Genomic DNA, 18,881 nt, shown 5'->3' on the forward strand with positions numbered 1-18,881 from the left:
GTGCCCCGGGGATTGCCTAGAAAGCACTCAATAAACGATTGAGCAAATAAACATGAAAAATCTAGGAATCCTCGCCTTCTTCAAGGCGAGGTTGTTCAAAGGCAAAGTATTAAATTAACTAAAAAAGATATATTACAAATGATGACGGTGACAGTTTTCGGAATTGTCGTTATCCTGATATTTATTTCAAACTTATATGCTTTCCTTATCGGAAGCTTAATTATAACATGCGGTAATTTTTTAGTATTGCTGAGCAAACAAAAAAGGTGTTTAAGTGAGTGAACAAAAACTAGAAGTATTTAACGTTTTAAATTTTTTAAATAGTGGTTATGAACTTGAAGATATATTGAATGAAGGTCAATTCGGAACATTTCCTTCCGCAAATGACTGCATAAGCTATTTGGTAAAAGAAGGATATCTTGAAGGTGATTTCAAACCGGTTAAAACTGATGATGATTCTAAAGAGGAAGTGACTGCTGAAGAAGTGTCCAAAAAATATACAGTAGTGGAACTGAAGGATATTTTAAGAGAAAACGGTTTAAAAGTATCCGGTAAAAAACAGGAATTGGTTGAAAGAGTATTGCCTGTATTTAATGGTGAAAACGACGCTTCAGAAGAATCCCAATCCTTAGATGACTTTGACAAATCCAATAATTTAACATTAACAGACAAGGCACAGGAATTCATAAATGAAAATGACTGGATGGATTTATACATGTTTGCTCTTGTAGCATTCAGATTTGAAGATTATGAAACATATGTGGCAAATTCATCTGAGGGCAAGATTGAAACAGCTTTGAAATTCTGTGATGAAATCATTTCAAGGGCATTGGTGAGAAATCAGTTCCTCGTATTTATTGATGCATTGTCTGCAAAGGCACACGTTTATGCATATGATGGAGATTATGATTCATTCCTCGATTACGACTTGCAAAGATACATTCTGGGATTAAACCCAATCGTAATGGATGCGCAAACCTATGCAACTTATGATGTGATCAATGAAGCTAATGTTTTAAATCTTAAAAATGTAACTGAAAAATTGGAAATGGGTAGCTTAAAGAAAAGATTTGATAAAATCTGGAATAAATCCCATATCAAACATACTTATGTACCTAAAAAGACTGCCTTTAAAACATTGCAAAAGGCAATCAACGGTGCCAACATTGAGGAGTTAAACTTTGATTTGAAAGAAAAATTCTTCAATAAACGATTCGGTATTTAAAATGAAGTCTAGAGTTGCGGGATTCGTATTTATAATTGGCAGTCTATTTTATATAGTCGCTGAAGCCGTTTCTGCAACTTTATTTAATGCTTCTTTTGTAAACACCTATCTGTTCCATACCATTTCCGAGTTGGGGATTCCAAATTCCAACTCTCCACTATTCTGGCTGATGGATGCCGCTTTTATTTTAATAGGTCTGGCTGTAATATTCAGTAATTTCTATAGTTTTAAGGATTTCATCTCAAAAAATAAGACCGTTTTTTACATTTTAACTTTGATAACTGGAATTGGGGTCATTATTGTAGGTCTGATACATGGAGGAAACCCGTTAACATCTGGTTATCACACCCTTGGAGCCGTAATGGCCATTTTGGGCGGAAACATTCTGATTGTCCTGGTGTCAAGGTCCATGGATGAATTTAGGAATTATCAAAAAGGGACTTTAGTTTTGGGAATACTCGGTTTGATTGCGTTTTGGGTAATGTTTTTCAATGTTCAAAGTATTTACATGCCTATCTTTGAAAGGCTTTCTGTGTATACCCTTATACTTTGGAGTTTTTTAACAGGCGTGTTCCTCGTCAAAGCCTAAACTTTCAAGATATATTTTCCTTGAATCTTACTTTATTTATTCGATGTAAATTTTATTTGCACTGTCATTTGCTATGGCGAAACTCTTCAATTCTTAAAAGATATTATTTAATTAAGGTTCCTCGTCAGTTAGATGTATCTCATTTTCAACAATATTCCAGATTATCTCATTTTTCTATGGTTTTCAGACATCTTGCCAAGACTTTTACCTATCAATGTGATTGGAAATGAGGGGCATTGTGTAGAAAAAAATTTATAAAAATATAAATAGTTGCTAAAATAACTATGATTAAGGTGATATTATGACCGAGTTAGATAAAGATGTAGAAAAACAAATTTTGTCTATAGTTGAAAAATATCAGAAAGAAGAAAACAAAAACTTGAATTACCTTATCACCGGTGATGAAATAACCTTTTTCTCACCAATATCCAATGGTAAGGAAATCAAAGTAGAGGATTTGCAAATTATTGCACATATCCTTGAAGGATCTTTTGAAGGAATTGAACTTGTCAACCAGGAATACAGGTTCAAATTTAAAATGGGCATCTAAATGCTCATTTTAATTCCTTTTCATATAAGTTTCTGGTAAAATTTCAATAAATAATGAACCTCTTTTTTAGCTTTTCTTAAAATCATATTGATCTTTTCAGATATTCCTGGGTCATTTTACACTCGAGCATGCATTTTGTGCATCCTAGCCCCGCTCTGTACTGGTCAATTATGTATTCGCTGCATGTTTCAATATCGATGATGTCTGAACGGTTTAATCTATCATTCCACTTTTGAGGGTTGATTGCATCAACAGGGCATGCATCCTGACAGTTTGTACACTCATCGCATTCCGAATCGGTAATTGGTGTGTCAAATTCAAGGGGCATGTCAGTCAGTATTCCTCCTAAGGCTATTGCTGAGCCATATTCGGGAGTCACAAGAAGTGCTGACCTTCCAATCCAGCCCATTCCTGATTTTGTAGCAATGGTTTTGTATGGAAGAATGCTTAAAAGTTTTTTCATGTCACATTCATTGCGGGTCATTGTAAGGCCAAATGCGTCATATCCGAGATTTTTAATATATTCCTCGCCTTTAAGTGAAATTTCAGTTAGTTTGTCAATCTGTGCATGAAAACATTTCCAGTATGATTGGAAATCCTCTTCTTTTAGAAATTCCATCGCTTCCAGAGGTAGCTTTAAAACAAGGCTTATTCCGTTGGGAAGGTCGATAAATTCGCTTGCAAGACCTTTGACATCAGCAAATCCCACTTTGCTGGCACCTAATTTTTTCAAGTAATTTTTAACATCATTCATCTCAGACATAATAATGATTATAATTTATGAATTATTTAAATGTAGAGTAATCTATTTCTGACTTAAAAGCTTATAAGTAATTAAATTAAATATTATGTTTAGTGATAAAATGAAAGATATTGATGTTTTAATTGAAGCTTTGCCATATATCAAAAAGTTTCATGATAAAAAGATTTTAATTAAATATGGTGGACATGCAATGGTGGATGATGAAGCAAAGTCCTCCACAGCTCGTGATACAGTTTTACTTAAATATGTTGGAATGAAACCATTGATTGTACATGGTGGAGGTCCGGAAATCTCAAGATCCATGGAAAAATTAGGAAAAGAATCCAAATTCATCAAGGGTTTGAGAGTAACTGATGAAGAAACCATGGAAATCATTGAAATGGTGCTTGTAGGAAAAATAAGTACCGAAATAGTATCAGAGCTCATCAAACATGATGGTGACGCAATCAGCTTGTCCGGTAAGGATTCAAGTTTGATATATGCTCATAAAAAAGGAGCAAGTAAAATCGATGAGGAACTGGTTGACTTGGGGCTTGTTGGTGAAGTCGACTGTGTAAACACTGATTTGCTTGAAATGTTTATAGATAATGATTATATTCCGGTCATATCTCCAGTAGGTATCGCTAAGGATGGAACAAGTTTGAATTTAAACGCTGATACTGCAGCCGGTGAAGTGGCAAGTGCTATTGATGCGGAAAAATTAATCATATTGACTGATGTTCCAGGTGTTTTAAGAGATCCTTCCGATTCGGATTCACTGATACAAAAAATTAGAATTTCAGAAGTTCCTGATTTAATAGAGCAGGGTATTATCACTGGTGGAATGATTCCAAAAATTGAAACATGTGTAAAGGCAATTGAAAATGGTGTTAAATCCTGTCACATCATTGATGGACGTAAAAAACATTCATTGCTTCTGGAAATCTTTACCACTAATGGCATTGGAACTATGATTTATAAATAATCATAGTCAACTCTTTTTTTTTTAATTTTTAAACATTTTTCTTAACTCTCTTCTTAGAAGTTTCCAACCGTTGACTCTTGGAAGTTCATCCAAATCATAGATTTCACGGGGAACCTTATATCTTGAGAGGTTTTCACGTGCATATTTTATTAATCCCTCAGCATCATTTTCATCTTCCCAGACAACTGCTGCAACAGGAATCTCTCCTCTGTGGCAGTCATTGACACTGAAGATGGCAATCTCTTTAACGGCAGGATATTTGATCAATACTTCTTCCACTTCTGTTGGGTAGATTTTCCATCCGCTCATTACAATCATGTCCTTTTTACGGTCGGTAATGAATAAACGGTTGTCGTCATCAAGATATCCTATATCTCCTGTCAAAAACCATCCGTCATCCAAAAAGGACGCTTTTGTTTTTTCTTCATTTCCCCAGTATCCTTTTGCAACTGCAGGTCCTCTAAGTGCAATTTCGCCCTGTTCATATTTAGGCAAAATTTTATCTGAATCCGCTTCATCAACGATTTTAACTTCTGAAAAACAAACCGGGTGTCCGACACTTTCAAAACGGTCAGCCTCACGATAGTCTTCAGGTCTGATGACGGTTCCGGTACCGATTACGATTGTTTCGGACAATCCATATGCGTTGATAATAGGTATTCTATAGGTTTGGTGGAAATCCTTCCATATTTTCTTGTGCAGAGGTCCTCCGCCTGAAATGATTTCCCTGACAGTCTTCAATTGCTTTTGTGCATTGATTGTTGTAAGTGAGTGTATTACCGGTGGCATTCCGGTAAGTACGGTTACCTTTTCATTTTCACATAATTCCAGGTATTTGTCCAATTCAAATCTTTCAATTAAAATATAATATGCTGCTGCTCTCAAGGCGGATATTGCCCAGGACAGACCTACATGCGCCATAGGATAGATTCCCAAAAACACGTCGTCCTGTTTTAATGTCAGCACATCACATTCGTTGTGTATTGCTGTGAAATAATTTCCATGGGTAAGCATAGCTCCTTTTGGTTGGCCTGTGGTTCCTGATGTGTATTGCAGTTGACATAAGTCGTCCCAGTCAGTGTTTTCGGCAGGCAGCACTTCACAGTTTTTGTATTGTGAAATATTTTTTGGAATGTAAGTGTCAATATCAATTGAAGGCGCTTCATCATCTGTAATCATCAATGTCGCTTTTGAATCGCTTATGATATATTCAAGTTCTGTTTTTGTCATTATTCTGTTTGTAGGAATTGCTATTGCACCGATTCTCCATATTGCAAACAATGACAGAAGATATTCTTCGGAGTTATTCAGATAAATCAATACACGATCTCCCTTTTGGATTCCCAAATCCTTTAATGTTCTTGCGATTTCAGAAACTATTGACAGCAGTTCTGAGGAATTGTATTTGTTTCCGTTTGATGGGTTGTAGAGAACGTTTTTGTCCAGTCTTTTTGAATTAGCGTCTAAGAATGTAGTAATGTTTAGCATTTAGATTAACTCCTTAACAATAGCTTTTGTGACATCCATTGTGCAGGCGTCTCCGCCTAAATCAGGGGTCCTGATTTTACAGTCGGCTATTACCTTTTCAACAGCATTTTTAATGTCATTGGAGGTTTCCCATTCTCCAAGGTAATCGAGCATCATTGCGGCTGACAGTATCATTGAACATGGGTTTGCAATGTTTTTTCCTGCAATGTCTGGTGCTGAACCGTGAACCGGTTCAAACAGTCCGTTGTGGTCTCCTATGTTTCCTGAAGGTGCAAGGCCTAATCCTCCAACCAGTCCTGCACTTTCATCTGAGATTATGTCTCCGAACAGGTTTGTTGAAACGATAACATCAAAATTTTGAGGTTGGGTAATCAGATACATTGCCATTGCATCAACATAGTAGTCTTCAGTTTTAATTTGAGGGTAATCCTTTGCGACTTTGTAGAAACTTTCCTTGAAAACACCGTCTGTCTTTTTCAATACGTTGCTTTTGTGGACACATGTCACCTTGCTCTGACCTCTTTTGATGCATAAATTGAATGCTGCCTTTGAAATTCTTTCAGAGGCGTTTCTTGTGATTACTCTTTCGGCAATCATCTTTTCGCTGTCTCCATATTCGTTCTGTGAGTACAGGCCTTCGGTGTTTTCACGCACGATTACAAAGTCTATGTCATCACGAATGCAGTTAACTCCCTTGTATGATTTTATAGGCCTTATGTTTGCATATACATTCAATGCTTTTCTTAGATTTATTATCGGACTTGGCTGTCCGGGGGTTGATGTTGATGCGCCGAACAAAACTGCATCGCTTTTGTTTGCTGTTTTAATTGTTTCTTCGGGAAGTGTTGTTCCATTTTTATTGAAACATTCAAAACCGGCTTCACCATATTCAAAACTAAATTCCAAATCCAATTTGTCAAGCATATATTCGCAAGCGGCCATTACCTCTTGGCCTATTCCATCTCCACTAATTATCGCAAGTTTGTACATTTAATTACCCATAAAATTTTTCGTATATTAATAATTTGTTTTCACTCTATATATGCAATTTTGTTTTTGCATTGAAATTTTGTTCGTATGTTATCGAAATACTTTTATAGTACCAAAGTTATAATTATATATTAATTACATAAATAAGGTTAGAATTCCTTATTGGATTTGTGAGGGATAAAAATGGAAAGAAGCATTGATGAATTAATACAATTATTAAATGATAAAGATGACTTTGTAGTTGAAGATGCTGTTGGAGAATTAGAATTAAGGGCTGATGAAGCACTTGATCCTTTAATTGAAGCATTATCCAGTAGAAAAAAACAAATCAGGTTAAATGCAGCAACACTTTTAGGAGCAATAAATGACCCTAAAGCAATTCCAGCATTAATCGACACATTACATGACAACAACAAATTGGTTAGAAGGGAAGCATCCACTTCACTTTCCCGTATGGGTGAACCTGCTGTAGAACCTTTAATTGAAATCCTAAACGATGAGGACTGGAAAATCAGAGGAGCTGCTGCATGGGCTTTAGGAAACCTTGGTGATGAAAAAGCTATTCCTGCACTTGAAAAACTGCTCGATGATGAAAGCGGTTTTGTAAAACAAGGTGCACAAAGTGCAATAAACTCTATTAATAAATAAGCACTTTGCTTATTTCTTTTTTTTAAATTTTAGATATAGTAAAAAATATATTTCTTTATATGAATTTTAATTTTCGTAAAGCCAATAGATATGTCATATATCTAATTTCATTATTCATTATTTCTCTTGGAGCCTCTCTTTCAATCAAGGCCAATTTGGGGACCTCTCCCCTGATTTGCATTCCTTATGTTTCAAGTTTGATATCAAATTTGAGTGTGGGGACAACAAGCTTCTTTTTTAACATTATTCTGATTGCAATTCAGGTAATCCTTTTAATACATTATAATCCTTTGGAACTTCAAATGTATGCCCTGAAACACTCACGTCTTCTGCGGCAATTGCTGTAATGCTGCAGGCTAAAACAAGCAGGGCTATTGAAATTGTTATTGTTTTGATTTTCATTTTAATCCCCCATTTGTGGTTAAAGTTATATTTTTTTCATTGTTAAATTATTATTCATTGTGAGGTGAAATCATGAAGATTTTGGTTATTAAGGGAAGTCCCAATAAGAAAGGCTCTTCAAATTTGCTTGCTGATAATTTCATCAAGGGAGCAACTGAAGCCGGTCACAGTGTCAGTGAGATTGATGCTGCGCATGCTGACATTTCACCATGTGTGGGATGTCTGAACTGTGGTTATGAGGGTGAGTGCATTTTGCATGATGATATGGATGAGTTCAGGGATTTGATTTTTGATTCCGATATGCTTGTTTTTGTAACTCCACTTTACTACTGGGGAATGACTGCACAGTTGAAAACATTGGTGGACAGGTTCTGCTCAAGGAATTTTTCCATTCAGCAAAGGCATTTCAAATCTGCACTTTTAAGCGTTGCATATAACAGTGATGACTGGACATTCGATTCATTGGAATCCCATTATGATACATTAATCCGCTATCTGAATCTTGAGGATAAGGGAAGAATCTTAGGTTATGGCTGTGGAACATTGTCAATGACTCAATATTCCAAATATCCGAAAGAGGCTTATGAATTTGGTAAAGGTTTGTGAATTATTTTAAAACTATTGTTTCATCAATCATTTCAATCAGGAGTTCATTGATCGGATTTTTTAGGGATAACGGATGTTCCTTTTGATAATCCCAACTGAATGGAAGCACTCTGAAACTTGACATGCACTGGTCTGTTGAGCGAAGTGCAAAATAGGCCTTGTATTCTCCATCAATAATATTTATCATCAAACCAGTATCTTCTGTACGTTCATGACCTGCAATGCCCTCTTCGGCATACACCTTAAATTTTTTCACACTATCTGCGGTAATCAGAACATGTTCCATCATATATTCCAATTCGTCTTCATCCAGATCGTAGTCGTCATATTCGATGATTTCATCGCAGTCTTCATCGGGCACCAGCAATCTGGATGTGGAATATGCCAGAGAGATGTAGATGCCGTCATGGTCCAGTGCCTTTGAGATGATGTCGAAATACAGATTGTCCAATGGCTGTGATTTGTACATGTTTCCCAAAATTTCAGGTACTGTATGTGTCAGGCCGCCATCCTCGATAACTGTGCAGTAAAAATGTTCTTCGCCAAGATAACCTGCAGTGGCTGCCTTTTCAATTGTCTTTTTAATGTCAATATTTTCTGCATTTTCTACTTTTTCGACAATTTGCAGTGTTTTTTCATTCATTTACATTCCCCAAAACATTTCATATAATCATTATTCAAGGTATTCAAAGATTTCGTCAATGCTTGTCGCTATTTTGAATGTCTCTGTTTGTTTGTATAGAAAACCATTTTCTTCCATTTCATCCAGCATTTTGAGCATGGTGTCATAGAAATGATTGATGTTAAAGATGATTATCGGTTTGTCATGCTGTTTTAATTTTTTAAGTGTTATTATTTCAAAAAATTCATCTAGGGTTCCTATGCCTCCTGGAGATATGATGAATGCATCTGATTTTTCCAGGAACTTGTTTTTTCTCTCATCCATTGTATCGACATAAACGAACTCGCTGCATATTTCACACAATGGTTCAAAGTCTCCAATCCATTCCGGTGCAATTCCTATTGATTTTCCGCCATTGTCATGAACTCCATGTGCACATGCGCCCATCATTCCGGTGTCTCCACCACCAAAAACAAGGGTATGGCCTTTCTGTGCCATGGTCAAACCTAATTTATAGACTTCATTTGTATATATCTCATCAATTTTTCTACTTCCGGATCCGTATAAACAAATATTCATCAAATCACCATTAAATGTCGGGGGTCTGTTCGGCAAGGCATAAATGGCATATTGCATTTATGTTGTCCTTCTGATTGTCCTTAACCGGACAGAAAAATTCACCGTTTTTTTCTTCAACAAACAAGCTGCCGGGAAATTCACTTCCAACAGGGTGTATAGGTTCTTCTAAAATGAATGTGGTGTATAATGCTGTAATGACATAAATCAATGGGAATTTATCCTCATCACTATCGGATAACCTTTCCTTTTCAAAAGTTCTCTCAAGCATGGGAAATGAGGTGTCGAAAGACTCCTTATCGATTTCAGTATCGTTGTAGTCTTCTTTTTCCTTAACCTCCTTCATTCTCATGATAAAATATTTTATGTATACTTTCAGGTATTTTTCACGATAGTTCTTTTGGACATATTCTCCATCTTTTCTCATACGTGCTGTAGCCATCATTAAATCCTGCACTGATATTATACGAGCATATTTTTTAAGTATTTCCAACAGTTCGTGTTTTTTAATTGCAGTATTTGATGATAATTCCTTAAGTTCGATTAATATGTCTTCAGCATCCATGGTTAAATTATGTTCATGAACAAATAAATACTTTTAATATGAATATCTAAATAGTAATAGGTTGATAGAATGGCTGATGAATTCATGGAAATTTCTAAAGAGGATATTGAAAGTGTTGAAAATGCACTTAAAGTTAATGCTGACTATAAATTAAAAAATACTACATTTTCCACTAAAACTTTTGAAAAGGCTCAGGATATAATTTTAATTCAATATGTGGCTAATGTAGAAAACGAACTGGTTTTCGCCACCAAGGAAGAAAACGGCAAATATTATATCTCAAACACTTTTGATTTATTCATTGACAATATTGTAAACGGCAATGTTTCAAGGGATGTTTTCCAATCCGTAAGCAGTTATTTCTGGGATGTCATTGAAAATGAAGATAAGGATTTTGAAGATGAAAAGGATGAACTGATAACTTTCTTACTTTTAACTGAAGAATATGATGAAGATGACTTGAAAAATGATTTGGATCCTGCAAAAATACGTGCCGACTATCAAAGCGACTATGATAAGATTTATTCTGATGAGTCCATGAATCGTGTTGAAAAAAGTTTGGCTGTAAAAGAATTGGTGCACATGTCCATCTGTCAGGTTGTTAACGATTTGGAATTGTTTTTCACAAGACCTGCCAATTTAACCCCTGAAGAAAATGCAGAAAAAAACAAACAGGAAGCTAAGGCACTGGAAAATGAAATGCAATTATCCTGATGCAAAAGATATAAGTAATATTAAAATAATAATTTGTATTATATAATTAATTGTCTGCTGATATAATGATTAACATTACTAGAAATGAAGAAGTGGTATTGGACCAAATAAAGATTTATGCTATTGAATATCCTGATGGAGTGCCTATCAAGATACTTCGTAAGGAATTGGGATTTCATGAGTATGATTTAGTTCAAATCCTGGAGGAACTTCAGGGTAAGGACTTGGTAATCTTTAAGGATAATAAAGCCCGCTTGTCCGATAGTGAAAAAGAAATAAACACTGTAAATTCTAGAAAGGACCTTGAAGAGTTGGAGTTAAACCAAAAGGAAAAGGATTCCCTTAAATTAATTCAGGAATTGGTGGACGATAAAAATCTTATTTCTAAATATACATTAGAAGGTCATTTGTTGTATGGAGATTTAAAATTAAGTAATTTTAGAATGTACCATATCATTTTGTCCCTTCAAAACAAAGGGCTATTAAAAACCATCGACAAGGATGATGGGGAATATTACCTTTTAGTTGAATAATATTTTTTACACTATTTTTAATATTGAAGTATTATTATTTTTCAAGTTAATCATAATATTTATATAATTTAAAAGATTATATAGTAATATAAATATTGAAATTATGATGTGTTTGTTATGATGAGAATTAGTATGTCTTTACCTAAAAAATTACTTGCTGATTTTGATGAAGTATTAAAAGAAAGAGGATACCAATCTCGTTCAAAAGGAATTCGTGATGCACTTCAAGATTATATTGTTAGATATCAATGGATGAATTCCATGGAAGGCCAAAGGATAGGTATTGTAACCATTATTTATGACCACCACTACACAGGAGTAATGGAAAGCCTCGCTGAAATCCAGCACAGTTTCAGAAATGAAATCAATACAAGTATGCACATTCACATGACTGATAAATACTGTATGGAAATCGTTGTAGTGAATGGTGATATTGTAGAGATACGTGATTTGACCGAAAGGATCATGAGACTTAAGGGTGTTGAACACGTAAAACTTACAAGTACTGCTAACGGAGAAGATTTTAAGGAACCTGGTCACTCACATGACCATTCTCACGCTCACTAAAATCTTTTTTTACTATTTTTTTTATGAAATTCAAAACCACTCCCTATCATCACGATTTATTAAAGGATACTGATAGGTTATCTGTTTTTTATGAAGCTATTGAGGAATATAATTCTGATTGCGGTTTGGCATATGATTTAGGATGCGGAAGCGGGATTCTGTCCTATTTTTTAAATGAAAAGTTTGATGAGGTTGTCTCCTTGGAAATTGAGAATAAGGCATTTCAATGCGCTGAGGAAAATCTGTCCGATTTTAAAAACGTTCAAGTGATCAATTCGAACGTACTGGACTATGAGTTTTCAAAGGAAGCAGACCTGATAGTATGTGAAATGCTTGATACTGCACTCATTGACGAGGAAGAAATTCCCGTGCTTAACTATGCAAAGAAATTCCTGAAACGGGATGGCAAAATCATTCCTCAGGGGATTATTAACACTGTCCAGATGGTGAATATGGAAAGGCATCATGTTCACTGGGATGAAGATGCAACATATGAGACATTGTCCGATGAGATTTCCTATTCCGAGTTTGACTTTTTAGATGAAATTTCACCTGAATTCAAAGCACAGATAAAATTGAAATCTAATAAGGACTCAACAGTAAATGGGTTGAAAATCACAACCTATACCAAGCTCAATGACAATATTATTGCAGGGCCACTGCCTATGCTAAACCCTCCATTGATGATTCCATTAGATGAAAAACATGTGAATGTAAATGACTTTATAGTTGTTGAGATAAAATATATAATGGGGGAAGGTATCGAAAGTATTGAAAGTAGATACCTGTAGGTGAAATTTATGTCTTTTAAGTCTCAATTAACAGATTTTCTAAACGATTGCGAGAAATTGATAATATTGGGAGTGGGCAATGAACTTAAAAGTGATGATGGCGTAGGGCCCTATATCATCAAAAGGCTGACTGAAGAGGTCACCCAAAATGAGGGTTTGATGTTCATTGATGCACAGACCGTTCCGGAAAATTTCACTGGAAAGATTAGAAAGGAAAATCCTACTCATGTGATTATTGTTGATGCCTGTCTGATGGATAAAAAACCTGGTGACATGCAAATTGTAGACAAATATGATTTTGCAAACATCGGCATTTCAACCCATTCCATGTCTTTGTCCTACTTTGTAAAGTATCTTGAAAAGGACACGGATTTTAAAATCATATTCGTAGGCATAGAGCCTGAAACTATGGATTGGGGTGATGAGCCAACATCCGAAGTTAAAAAGGCAGCATTTGAATTTATCGAATTATTAAAAGGAATTATATTATGAAGTTATTATTTATAGGTTCAAGATTATATGATGATTTAGATTGGTATGTGAAATCTAAGGGAATTGAAAGTATATTGACCGAGTCTAATGAAAATGCAATCAACCTGGATTTGCCGGATCAGGTATTTATAGTCCCCCGTGGAATGGACGGTCCAAAACAGGTTGCATTAATGCAGAATGTGGATGCAGTTGTGCCATTAATCGGTATTGACCCTCCATTGATTGATGTCGCTCATATGAAGGAGGAACTTGAGGAGGAGTTTGGAATACCTGTTATTGCAGCTAATGTACGTGCAGTTGAACTCACATCAAACAAGATCAAAACAAAGGAGTTTTACCAGGAAATTGGGGTTGTGACTCCAAAATATCAGATATTGAACAGTCCAAAAGATTTGGAAATTGATTTTCCTGTAGTGCTGAAGCAGGGTGAAGGACAGGGCGGAAAGGACATCATGGTTGCAAGTTCAATGGATGATGTTGATGAATATTTCAATCAATTTGACCAGGCATTATGCGAAGAGTTTATTGAAGGGGCCGAAATATCAATTGAGGTTTTAGGCTATAACGGTGAATTTGTGGCATTGCCTCCAATATATAAGGGTGAAACCACCCTGGAGGGAACCCATCCGTTAAACAAAACAAAAACCGGACCGTGTATGGTTGAAGGTTTGGACAATAATCTGATTCAACATGTTGCATATAAAGTTGCAAAGAATCTGGCTTCAGATGGAATTTTTGAAATGGATTTCATGTTTTCACGTAAAAACAATCAGCTATATGCCATTGAAGTAAATACCAGACCTAACGGTACAAGATATTTGACAACAGCTACTTGCGGAATAAATTCATTATGTGAATTGGTAAATATGGCATGTGGTGAGTTCAGTCTGGCTAATATCTCCGATAATCTGCAATATTATTACTCTACTGAAATTCCTGTGGGAAACTACAATGGACCGAATCCTAATGAACCGGTCAAGTCTTTTGAAGCCAATGATTTTATTGTTCATGGTCCTGAAGGATATCAGAGGATTACTGCAAGAGCGAAATCAAAAGAAGATCTTGAAAAGTTAATTCAAAAGTTGATATAGCTTTTGGTTATAAGTTATAATTATATAGTATTGTTGACAAATAACTATATAATTTAATAATTTATTGTGTGGTAAAATGACTAATATTGAAATGTTAATTCTTTTTTTAGTGACTATATGTGCTTCTATATTTTTCACATGGTATGTTAGAAGAATATTGTTGCAAGCAAAGATTACAGATAATCCTATAGTTAGTGAACATCGATTTAAAAGGGGTACTCCTACAATGGGAGGTATTGCATTTTTATTTACTATTTCCCTTATTATTGCACTTAATTTCAAGAATGGTCCAATAGTCATTGTGTGCTTTATGATGCTTATCGGTGGAATAGTTGGACTTGTCGATGATTTAATAGGACTTAAGGTAAAGGAAGTTCAAAAACTTGTAGTTAACGTTTCAAATGAAGTGATAACTTTAGGAAGATTGGAAGTTGAACCTAATGAAGAAGTTCGTGTTGCAACTCCAAAGGCAAAAGCTGAAGTTGAAGATTTGCTTAAAGATGGAAAAGTTGAAGTGATTGGAGAAGTTCCAATTAAGACAGAACCTGAGGAACTTGAAAAAATCATTTGTCAAATAGTTATAGGTTTATGTTTGGGAATAACTGGAGGAGTAACAACATTAGCCGGATTCCCATTAGGATGGTTGGCTGTTCCGGTATCTATTATAGCAATACTTGGTTGTATAAATTCAGTCAATCTTATCGATGGTATGGATGGTCTTGCAGCGGGAATTATAGCTATCGCATCACTTGCATGTTGTCTTTATGGAGATTTATTCGGACTGTCAAGCATTATTCCACCATTTTTAATTTTGGCGGGAATCTCTTTAGGATTTTTAGTGTTCAACAAATATCCTGCATCAATTTTCATGGGTGATACCGGATCATTTGTATTGGGAGTAGGTTATGCTTCAGCAGTATTGATTGGTGATATTCCGGTCTTTGGTGTTATTGCATTGGGTGTACCGATTCTGTCTGTAGTTGTAAGTTTACTGCATAGGGCACATATTATCAAATTGCCTGTGGAACCTTTACATCACACATTAAATCATTATGGTATGTCTGAAATTAAGATTGTTTTAACTTACTGGGGAACTACTGTTTTACTTTGTGCTGTAGGCATATTGGTAAAAATGTTCTTCTTCTAATTACTTTTTTTGGTGATTTTTATGGATATTCAAGAATTGGCCAGTTCTATAAATGGAAAACTTGTAGGAAACGATGATTTTTTCTCAATTGACGGATTTAGTGGGAAATTTACATTTTTGCATGATGCTCATACTGGAGATATTGTAATAAGGGAATGGGTTGATGAAACTGGTGTTGAAATGGCTTTCAATCAGAATATTGCCTGTTTGATAACACCTGAACCTAGAGGAAATGCTATTGAAACCGCAAACAGATTGGATTTTCCAATGATTATTATTGATGACATTGAACTTGCAAGGGAATATGTTTTGCAGCATACCAAACCTGATACCGGGGTAGATTTCTGTGATTTGGTAAAAGCTGTTGAAGGTAAAGTTATAGGTAACGACGAGTTCTTTTCCATTGACGGATTCACCGGAAAATTCACATTTTTAAATGATGCTCATACAGGGGATATTGTAATTAGGCACTGGATTAATGGAACCGGTATTGAAATGGCTTTCAATCAGAATATCGCATGTCTCATAACACAAAATCCAAAGGATGGTGCAATTGAAGAGGCTGAAAGACTAAACTTCCCGTTAATCATCACAGACAAGATTGAACTGGCTAATGCCTATGCGCTTTCACATACAATAAAGAAATTCTCACCCGCTTCCACTAATATAGTAATTACCGGAACAAACGGGAAATCTACAACATCACATTTAATTTATCATATATTGAACAATGCGGGTTATCATGTATTGACAAATACTGACAGTGAATCAGAATTCAATACACTAATTGATCCTATGGTGTCCAAACTGATTTCGGACGAAGTGGAAAAAAACGGCAAACTTGATTATCTTGTCATAGAGGTGTCTGAAGTGCAGGGTTGGCTTGAAAAGCTGATGGAGAATCATGCCGCATTGATGAGTAATGCAATTGAGCCAAAAGTTGGCGTAATAACAAACATTGCAATGGACCATATCGGTCTTGTAAACTCCATAGATGATGTATTTGATGAGATAAAGGCTGTTCCGGAAGCTATTGGTGATGGAATAACTGTATTGAATTATGATGACGGGCTTGTAAGAAAGCTTGAAGCCAAAAATCCGTTTTATACATCAATGTCCAGACAATCTATGGACAATGGCGTTTACTTTGACGATGATGCGATAATATATGACGGCAATGTGATAATGACAATTGATGAGCTGCCGTTTACTGGTAGCCATTTCATCCAAAACATTCTGTCTGCCATTGGAGCATGCATCTCTTTGAATATTGATATGGATAAGATTGTTGATGGGGTTAAAACCTACAAGGCATTGAATAGAAGATTTGCAAAACTGCATGATGAACCATTGATTTTTGATGATTTTGCACATAATCCTGATGGAATAAAAGCAACAATATCTGAAACCCTCAAATTACTTCCAGAAAATCAGAAATTGCATGTTGCCTGTGCAATAAGGGGTTCAAGAGGTGTTGAAATCAATCAGCTGAATGTTGATGCAATTGTTGAATCTATGAACGACAACATTGAGCTGTACCTGTCTTCAAGCAATGATGTGGTAAATGATTTGAACTTTGTTGAAGATGATGAAAGGGAAGTGTTCTTCAATACTTTGAATGAAAATCATGTAGAATATATGCATTTTGATAATTTAAAGGACTGTTTGAGTGAAGTTTACCAGAATGCGGATAAAAAAGATATTATTTTATTAATTGGTGCTCAGGGAATGGATCCTGCTGAGTCACTTTTATCAGACATTATATAAATTTAAATATCATATTGATTTAATATAATAAATGTATAAATCTATTCTTTTTAAAAGAATAATGTACTAAGAGGATATAAACATGTTTATAAAGATTAGAAGAGACACATTAATTATTTTATTATTAGCGTTTATTTTAATTCTTTGTGGTCGTTTAATCACTTATGTGGCATTTGCTTCATCAGATGATATAACTGATGGTACTCCTATTTCTGGGGTAATTATAAAAGGTAATGATATTGTTCCGGTAGATACTATCCGATCTAATGTTATGCAAGCTGGTTTTAGGGATGGTAGTGTAATTTACGGAGATATTTTAAAAACTTCCAAAAGGGAAGTTTCACTGCAGGATGCGATACAAACGGCTCAAGAATTTGCAACACGGTCGACTGTGCCTGGTACATCCGTTCAGCCTATTACCGCTGCAGATGTGCAGGTGGATAAGAATACCGGTGTTGTAACAGTAACTGTTATTGAAGACTTTTCTTCTGTTGAATTGAAGAATCAAACTACTGGGGTGACTGGATGAAAGTAAAGCCATTCCATATGTTAATTGTATTTTTAATAATATTTCTAATGACTATGAGTAGCGTTGCAGCTACCTGTAACATTATAGTCATTACTGACCCGTCTGGAAACGATCCGAATGGTGCAGCTGCTGGAAGTATGTCATTTGCGGAAAACATGTTTCAGTCAACATTCTTAATGTCTAAGAACAATCATTTTGCGGTACTCTCCGGGGGTACAGGTAGTTCAGATACAAGGCTGGATTCCATTATTGATGCTGTTGCTAATCTTGAAAATAATGCATCTACCGCTTCTGCCGCATCTCTTGCTTCACAATTTAAGGGGGCCCGTCTGTTAGTTGGGGGTCCTAATATTGGAGCCGCAATTGGTGGGTCTTTCAATGCTTATGTGATTACTGTGGATGATGCAAGTAATGATATTAAGGTTACTCCTTACTCCAGTGGTGTAGCTACCCTACAGCCTGGTCAAAAAGGAGCAATTATTCACTTAAGGAACACTGCTGGAAACCCATTATATGGTACTGCAGATACTGTAAGGAAAGAAACTGCAATGAACATAGGTAAAATGATTAGGGACGGATATCCTGCTACCACAATTCTTTCAGAAGCAATGGGAGAAGTTGCTCGTGATTCTGGAGAAAAATACGGTGGTGGTGGAGTCAATTTAATTTCAGGTATTTCAACTGATGATATGTTTGTTCCTAAGGACATGAATCAGACCGGTTATCCTATGGATGAGGAATATTCGAAGGTCTGTGATGATTGTGGATGGGCTATGGGTTATCCTGCGGCTGAAGCCAATGACCGTTGTCCAATATGTGGCAGCGAGTTAAGAATCGTGCATGCATATGAGGCGTTAGGTTCTGCGTTAACTATTAGCCAAAATGCGGTAAGTGTTTCTACTTATGGAAGTGACAAGCCTGGATTGGCATCCACTACTTCAGAAATTGTTGAAGCATCCGTTGCAAAATATGGATACGATGCATCTTCAATTGCAGGTTCAATCAACAGAGGTATTAACAACGGACTTTTAATGGGAGTTGACCATGTCGAACCTAAAGACATCAATGTTAAACAGGGTTCCAAAGCGGTCGGTGTTTATTACACTGCACTTCCAGGAGACAGGTCCGCTCCGGCATGGGACTTGCCAATTGATGGAAACATATTAAATATCTTAGGAAGTATTCAGACTGCTGTAGGTATTATCCTGATATTGTTAGTGGTATTCAGGTCAAGATTATTGAAATCTTTCCAGAACAGGTGA

At 35.7% G+C, this 18,881-nt stretch carries 23 protein-coding genes; 16 read left to right on the forward strand and 7 right to left on the reverse strand.

Annotated features, from left to right (window positions below; genetic code table 11):
* Positions 1-274 precede the first annotated feature (274 nt).
* From QZV03_RS07355 to QZV03_RS07365, 3 genes are all read left to right on the forward strand, one after another.
* Positions 275-1,225 carry an SAP domain-containing protein gene (locus QZV03_RS07355; RefSeq protein WP_296875413.1) on the forward strand — a complete coding sequence of 317 codons (951 nt, stop codon included), beginning with the start codon at positions 275-277 and terminating at the stop codon, positions 1,223-1,225.
* Between the two features lies 1 nt (position 1,226).
* On the forward strand, positions 1,227-1,814 hold the full coding sequence (locus QZV03_RS07360) for a DUF998 domain-containing protein (RefSeq protein ID WP_296875415.1): 588 nt from the start codon (positions 1,227-1,229) through the stop codon (positions 1,812-1,814).
* A gap of 301 nt (positions 1,815-2,115) precedes the next feature.
* On the forward strand, positions 2,116-2,364 hold the full coding sequence (locus QZV03_RS07365) for a hypothetical protein (protein ID WP_296875417.1): 249 nt from the start codon (positions 2,116-2,118) through the stop codon (positions 2,362-2,364).
* Positions 2,365-2,446: 82 nt separating this feature from the next.
* Here the strand turns inward: QZV03_RS07365 and QZV03_RS07370 are convergent, their stop codons facing one another.
* Positions 2,447-3,127 carry a reductive dehalogenase domain-containing protein gene (locus tag QZV03_RS07370; RefSeq protein ID WP_296875419.1) on the reverse strand — a complete coding sequence of 227 codons (681 nt, stop codon included), beginning with the start codon at positions 3,125-3,127 and terminating at the stop codon, positions 2,447-2,449.
* Positions 3,128-3,227: 100 nt separating this feature from the next.
* Here QZV03_RS07370 and argB point away from each other — a divergent pair, with 100 nt between their 5' ends.
* Positions 3,228-4,091: an acetylglutamate kinase gene (gene argB, locus QZV03_RS07375; RefSeq protein ID WP_296875421.1), complete on the forward strand. Its 864-nt coding sequence runs from the start codon at positions 3,228-3,230 to the stop codon at positions 4,089-4,091.
* Positions 4,092-4,112: 21 nt separating this feature from the next.
* On the opposite strand, the gene QZV03_RS07380 is transcribed toward argB, so the two are convergent.
* Positions 4,113-5,579, reverse strand: coding sequence for a class I adenylate-forming enzyme family protein (locus tag QZV03_RS07380; protein ID WP_296875423.1), 1,467 nt, complete (start codon positions 5,577-5,579; stop codon positions 4,113-4,115).
* Positions 5,580-6,569: a homoisocitrate dehydrogenase gene (gene aksF, locus QZV03_RS07385; protein ID WP_296875425.1), complete on the reverse strand. Its 990-nt coding sequence runs from the start codon at positions 6,567-6,569 to the stop codon at positions 5,580-5,582.
* A gap of 183 nt (positions 6,570-6,752) precedes the next feature.
* On the opposite strand from aksF, the gene QZV03_RS07390 reads away from it, so the two are divergent.
* Positions 6,753-7,217: a HEAT repeat domain-containing protein gene (locus tag QZV03_RS07390; protein WP_296875427.1), complete on the forward strand. Its 465-nt coding sequence runs from the start codon at positions 6,753-6,755 to the stop codon at positions 7,215-7,217.
* 243 nt (positions 7,218-7,460) lie between these two features.
* On the opposite strand, the gene QZV03_RS07395 is transcribed toward QZV03_RS07390, so the two are convergent.
* Positions 7,461-7,619: a hypothetical protein gene (locus tag QZV03_RS07395; RefSeq protein ID WP_296875429.1), complete on the reverse strand. Its 159-nt coding sequence runs from the start codon at positions 7,617-7,619 to the stop codon at positions 7,461-7,463.
* A 72-nt stretch (positions 7,620-7,691) separates the two neighbouring features.
* Between QZV03_RS07395 and QZV03_RS07400 the strand changes: the two genes are divergently transcribed.
* The gene (locus tag QZV03_RS07400) at positions 7,692-8,225 is read left to right on the forward strand and encodes a flavodoxin family protein (protein ID WP_296875431.1); all 534 of its coding nucleotides are present in this window, start codon (positions 7,692-7,694) and stop codon (positions 8,223-8,225) included.
* 1 nt (position 8,226) lies between these two features.
* Here QZV03_RS07400 and QZV03_RS07405 read toward each other — a convergent pair whose 3' ends face one another.
* Genes QZV03_RS07405 through QZV03_RS07415 form a run of 3 tightly spaced genes read right to left on the reverse strand, consistent with a single transcriptional unit; the run spans position 8,227 to position 9,988 of the window.
* The gene (locus tag QZV03_RS07405) at positions 8,227-8,868 is read right to left on the reverse strand and encodes a hypothetical protein (protein ID WP_296875433.1); all 642 of its coding nucleotides are present in this window, start codon (positions 8,866-8,868) and stop codon (positions 8,227-8,229) included.
* 30 nt (positions 8,869-8,898) lie between these two features.
* Positions 8,899-9,426 (reverse strand): TIGR00730 family Rossman fold protein, encoded by a 528-nt coding sequence (locus QZV03_RS07410; RefSeq protein WP_296875435.1) that lies wholly within the window; start codon positions 9,424-9,426, stop codon positions 8,899-8,901.
* Between the two features lie 10 nt (positions 9,427-9,436).
* Positions 9,437-9,988 (reverse strand): DUF2115 domain-containing protein, encoded by a 552-nt coding sequence (locus tag QZV03_RS07415; RefSeq protein WP_296875438.1) that lies wholly within the window; start codon positions 9,986-9,988, stop codon positions 9,437-9,439.
* 69 nt (positions 9,989-10,057) lie between these two features.
* On the opposite strand from QZV03_RS07415, the gene QZV03_RS07420 reads away from it, so the two are divergent.
* From QZV03_RS07420 to QZV03_RS07465, 10 genes are all read left to right on the forward strand, one after another.
* Positions 10,058-10,702 (forward strand): hypothetical protein, encoded by a 645-nt coding sequence (locus tag QZV03_RS07420; protein ID WP_296875440.1) that lies wholly within the window; start codon positions 10,058-10,060, stop codon positions 10,700-10,702.
* Between the two features lie 65 nt (positions 10,703-10,767).
* Positions 10,768-11,235, forward strand: coding sequence for a hypothetical protein (locus QZV03_RS07425; protein WP_296875442.1), 468 nt, complete (start codon positions 10,768-10,770; stop codon positions 11,233-11,235).
* A 117-nt stretch (positions 11,236-11,352) separates the two neighbouring features.
* Complete coding sequence (gene nikR, locus QZV03_RS07430; RefSeq protein ID WP_296875444.1) at positions 11,353-11,802, forward strand: nickel-responsive transcriptional regulator NikR; 450 nt, start codon at positions 11,353-11,355, stop codon at positions 11,800-11,802.
* A 23-nt stretch (positions 11,803-11,825) separates the two neighbouring features.
* Positions 11,826-12,593 (forward strand): methyltransferase domain-containing protein, encoded by a 768-nt coding sequence (locus QZV03_RS07435; protein WP_296875446.1) that lies wholly within the window; start codon positions 11,826-11,828, stop codon positions 12,591-12,593.
* 66 nt (positions 12,594-12,659) lie between these two features.
* Entirely contained in the window at positions 12,660-13,085 is a 426-nt protein-coding gene (hycI, locus tag QZV03_RS07440; protein ID WP_342764233.1) for a hydrogenase maturation peptidase HycI, read from the forward strand.
* Complete coding sequence (locus QZV03_RS07445; RefSeq protein WP_296875450.1) at positions 13,082-14,176, forward strand: acetyl-CoA carboxylase biotin carboxylase subunit family protein; 1,095 nt, start codon at positions 13,082-13,084, stop codon at positions 14,174-14,176. The genes hycI and QZV03_RS07445 overlap by 4 nt, the downstream gene beginning before the upstream one ends.
* Before the next feature lie 64 nt (positions 14,177-14,240).
* The gene (locus tag QZV03_RS07450) at positions 14,241-15,323 is read left to right on the forward strand and encodes a glycosyltransferase family 4 protein (protein ID WP_296875452.1); all 1,083 of its coding nucleotides are present in this window, start codon (positions 14,241-14,243) and stop codon (positions 15,321-15,323) included.
* A 21-nt stretch (positions 15,324-15,344) separates the two neighbouring features.
* Positions 15,345-17,090 (forward strand): Mur ligase family protein, encoded by a 1,746-nt coding sequence (locus QZV03_RS07455; protein WP_296875454.1) that lies wholly within the window; start codon positions 15,345-15,347, stop codon positions 17,088-17,090.
* Positions 17,091-17,172: 82 nt separating this feature from the next.
* The gene (locus QZV03_RS07460; RefSeq protein WP_296875456.1) at positions 17,173-17,619 is read left to right on the forward strand and encodes a hypothetical protein; all 447 of its coding nucleotides are present in this window, start codon (positions 17,173-17,175) and stop codon (positions 17,617-17,619) included.
* Positions 17,616-18,881: a hypothetical protein gene (locus QZV03_RS07465; protein WP_296875458.1), complete on the forward strand. Its 1,266-nt coding sequence runs from the start codon at positions 17,616-17,618 to the stop codon at positions 18,879-18,881. The genes QZV03_RS07460 and QZV03_RS07465 overlap by 4 nt, the downstream gene beginning before the upstream one ends.

It is taken from the genome of uncultured Methanobrevibacter sp. (genome assembly GCF_902788255.1).
Lineage (GTDB): Archaea > Methanobacteriota > Methanobacteria > Methanobacteriales > Methanobacteriaceae > Methanocatella.

Bases quoted from the DNA above. Each gene is read 5' to 3' on its own strand.
- QZV03_RS07420 (WP_296875440.1), top strand. From the start codon at position 10,058: ATGGCTGATGAATTCATGGAAATTTCTAAAGAGGATATTGAAAGTGTT.
- QZV03_RS07390 (WP_296875427.1), top strand. From the start codon at position 6,753: ATGGAAAGAAGCATTGATGAATTAATACAATTATTAAATGATAAAGAT.
- QZV03_RS07465 (WP_296875458.1), top strand. From the start codon at position 17,616: ATGAAAGTAAAGCCATTCCATATGTTAATTGTATTTTTAATAATATTT.
- QZV03_RS07460 (WP_296875456.1), top strand. From the start codon at position 17,173: ATGTTTATAAAGATTAGAAGAGACACATTAATTATTTTATTATTAGCG.
- nikR (WP_296875444.1), top strand. From the start codon at position 11,353: ATGATGAGAATTAGTATGTCTTTACCTAAAAAATTACTTGCTGATTTT.
- QZV03_RS07455 (WP_296875454.1), top strand. From the start codon at position 15,345: ATGGATATTCAAGAATTGGCCAGTTCTATAAATGGAAAACTTGTAGGA.
- QZV03_RS07415 (WP_296875438.1), bottom strand. From the start codon at position 9,988: ATGGATGCTGAAGACATATTAATCGAACTTAAGGAATTATCATCAAAT.
- QZV03_RS07360 (WP_296875415.1), top strand. From the start codon at position 1,227: ATGAAGTCTAGAGTTGCGGGATTCGTATTTATAATTGGCAGTCTATTT.
- QZV03_RS07435 (WP_296875446.1), top strand. From the start codon at position 11,826: ATGAAATTCAAAACCACTCCCTATCATCACGATTTATTAAAGGATACT.
- argB (WP_296875421.1), top strand. From the start codon at position 3,228: ATGAAAGATATTGATGTTTTAATTGAAGCTTTGCCATATATCAAAAAG.
- aksF (WP_296875425.1), bottom strand. From the start codon at position 6,569: ATGTACAAACTTGCGATAATTAGTGGAGATGGAATAGGCCAAGAGGTA.
- QZV03_RS07370 (WP_296875419.1), bottom strand. From the start codon at position 3,127: ATGTCTGAGATGAATGATGTTAAAAATTACTTGAAAAAATTAGGTGCC.
- QZV03_RS07445 (WP_296875450.1), top strand. From the start codon at position 13,082: ATGAAGTTATTATTTATAGGTTCAAGATTATATGATGATTTAGATTGG.
- QZV03_RS07400 (WP_296875431.1), top strand. From the start codon at position 7,692: ATGAAGATTTTGGTTATTAAGGGAAGTCCCAATAAGAAAGGCTCTTCA.
- QZV03_RS07380 (WP_296875423.1), bottom strand. From the start codon at position 5,579: ATGCTAAACATTACTACATTCTTAGACGCTAATTCAAAAAGACTGGAC.
- QZV03_RS07410 (WP_296875435.1), bottom strand. From the start codon at position 9,426: ATGAATATTTGTTTATACGGATCCGGAAGTAGAAAAATTGATGAGATA.
- QZV03_RS07395 (WP_296875429.1), bottom strand. From the start codon at position 7,619: ATGAAAATCAAAACAATAACAATTTCAATAGCCCTGCTTGTTTTAGCC.
- QZV03_RS07365 (WP_296875417.1), top strand. From the start codon at position 2,116: ATGACCGAGTTAGATAAAGATGTAGAAAAACAAATTTTGTCTATAGTT.
- QZV03_RS07425 (WP_296875442.1), top strand. From the start codon at position 10,768: ATGATTAACATTACTAGAAATGAAGAAGTGGTATTGGACCAAATAAAG.
- QZV03_RS07405 (WP_296875433.1), bottom strand. From the start codon at position 8,868: ATGAATGAAAAAACACTGCAAATTGTCGAAAAAGTAGAAAATGCAGAA.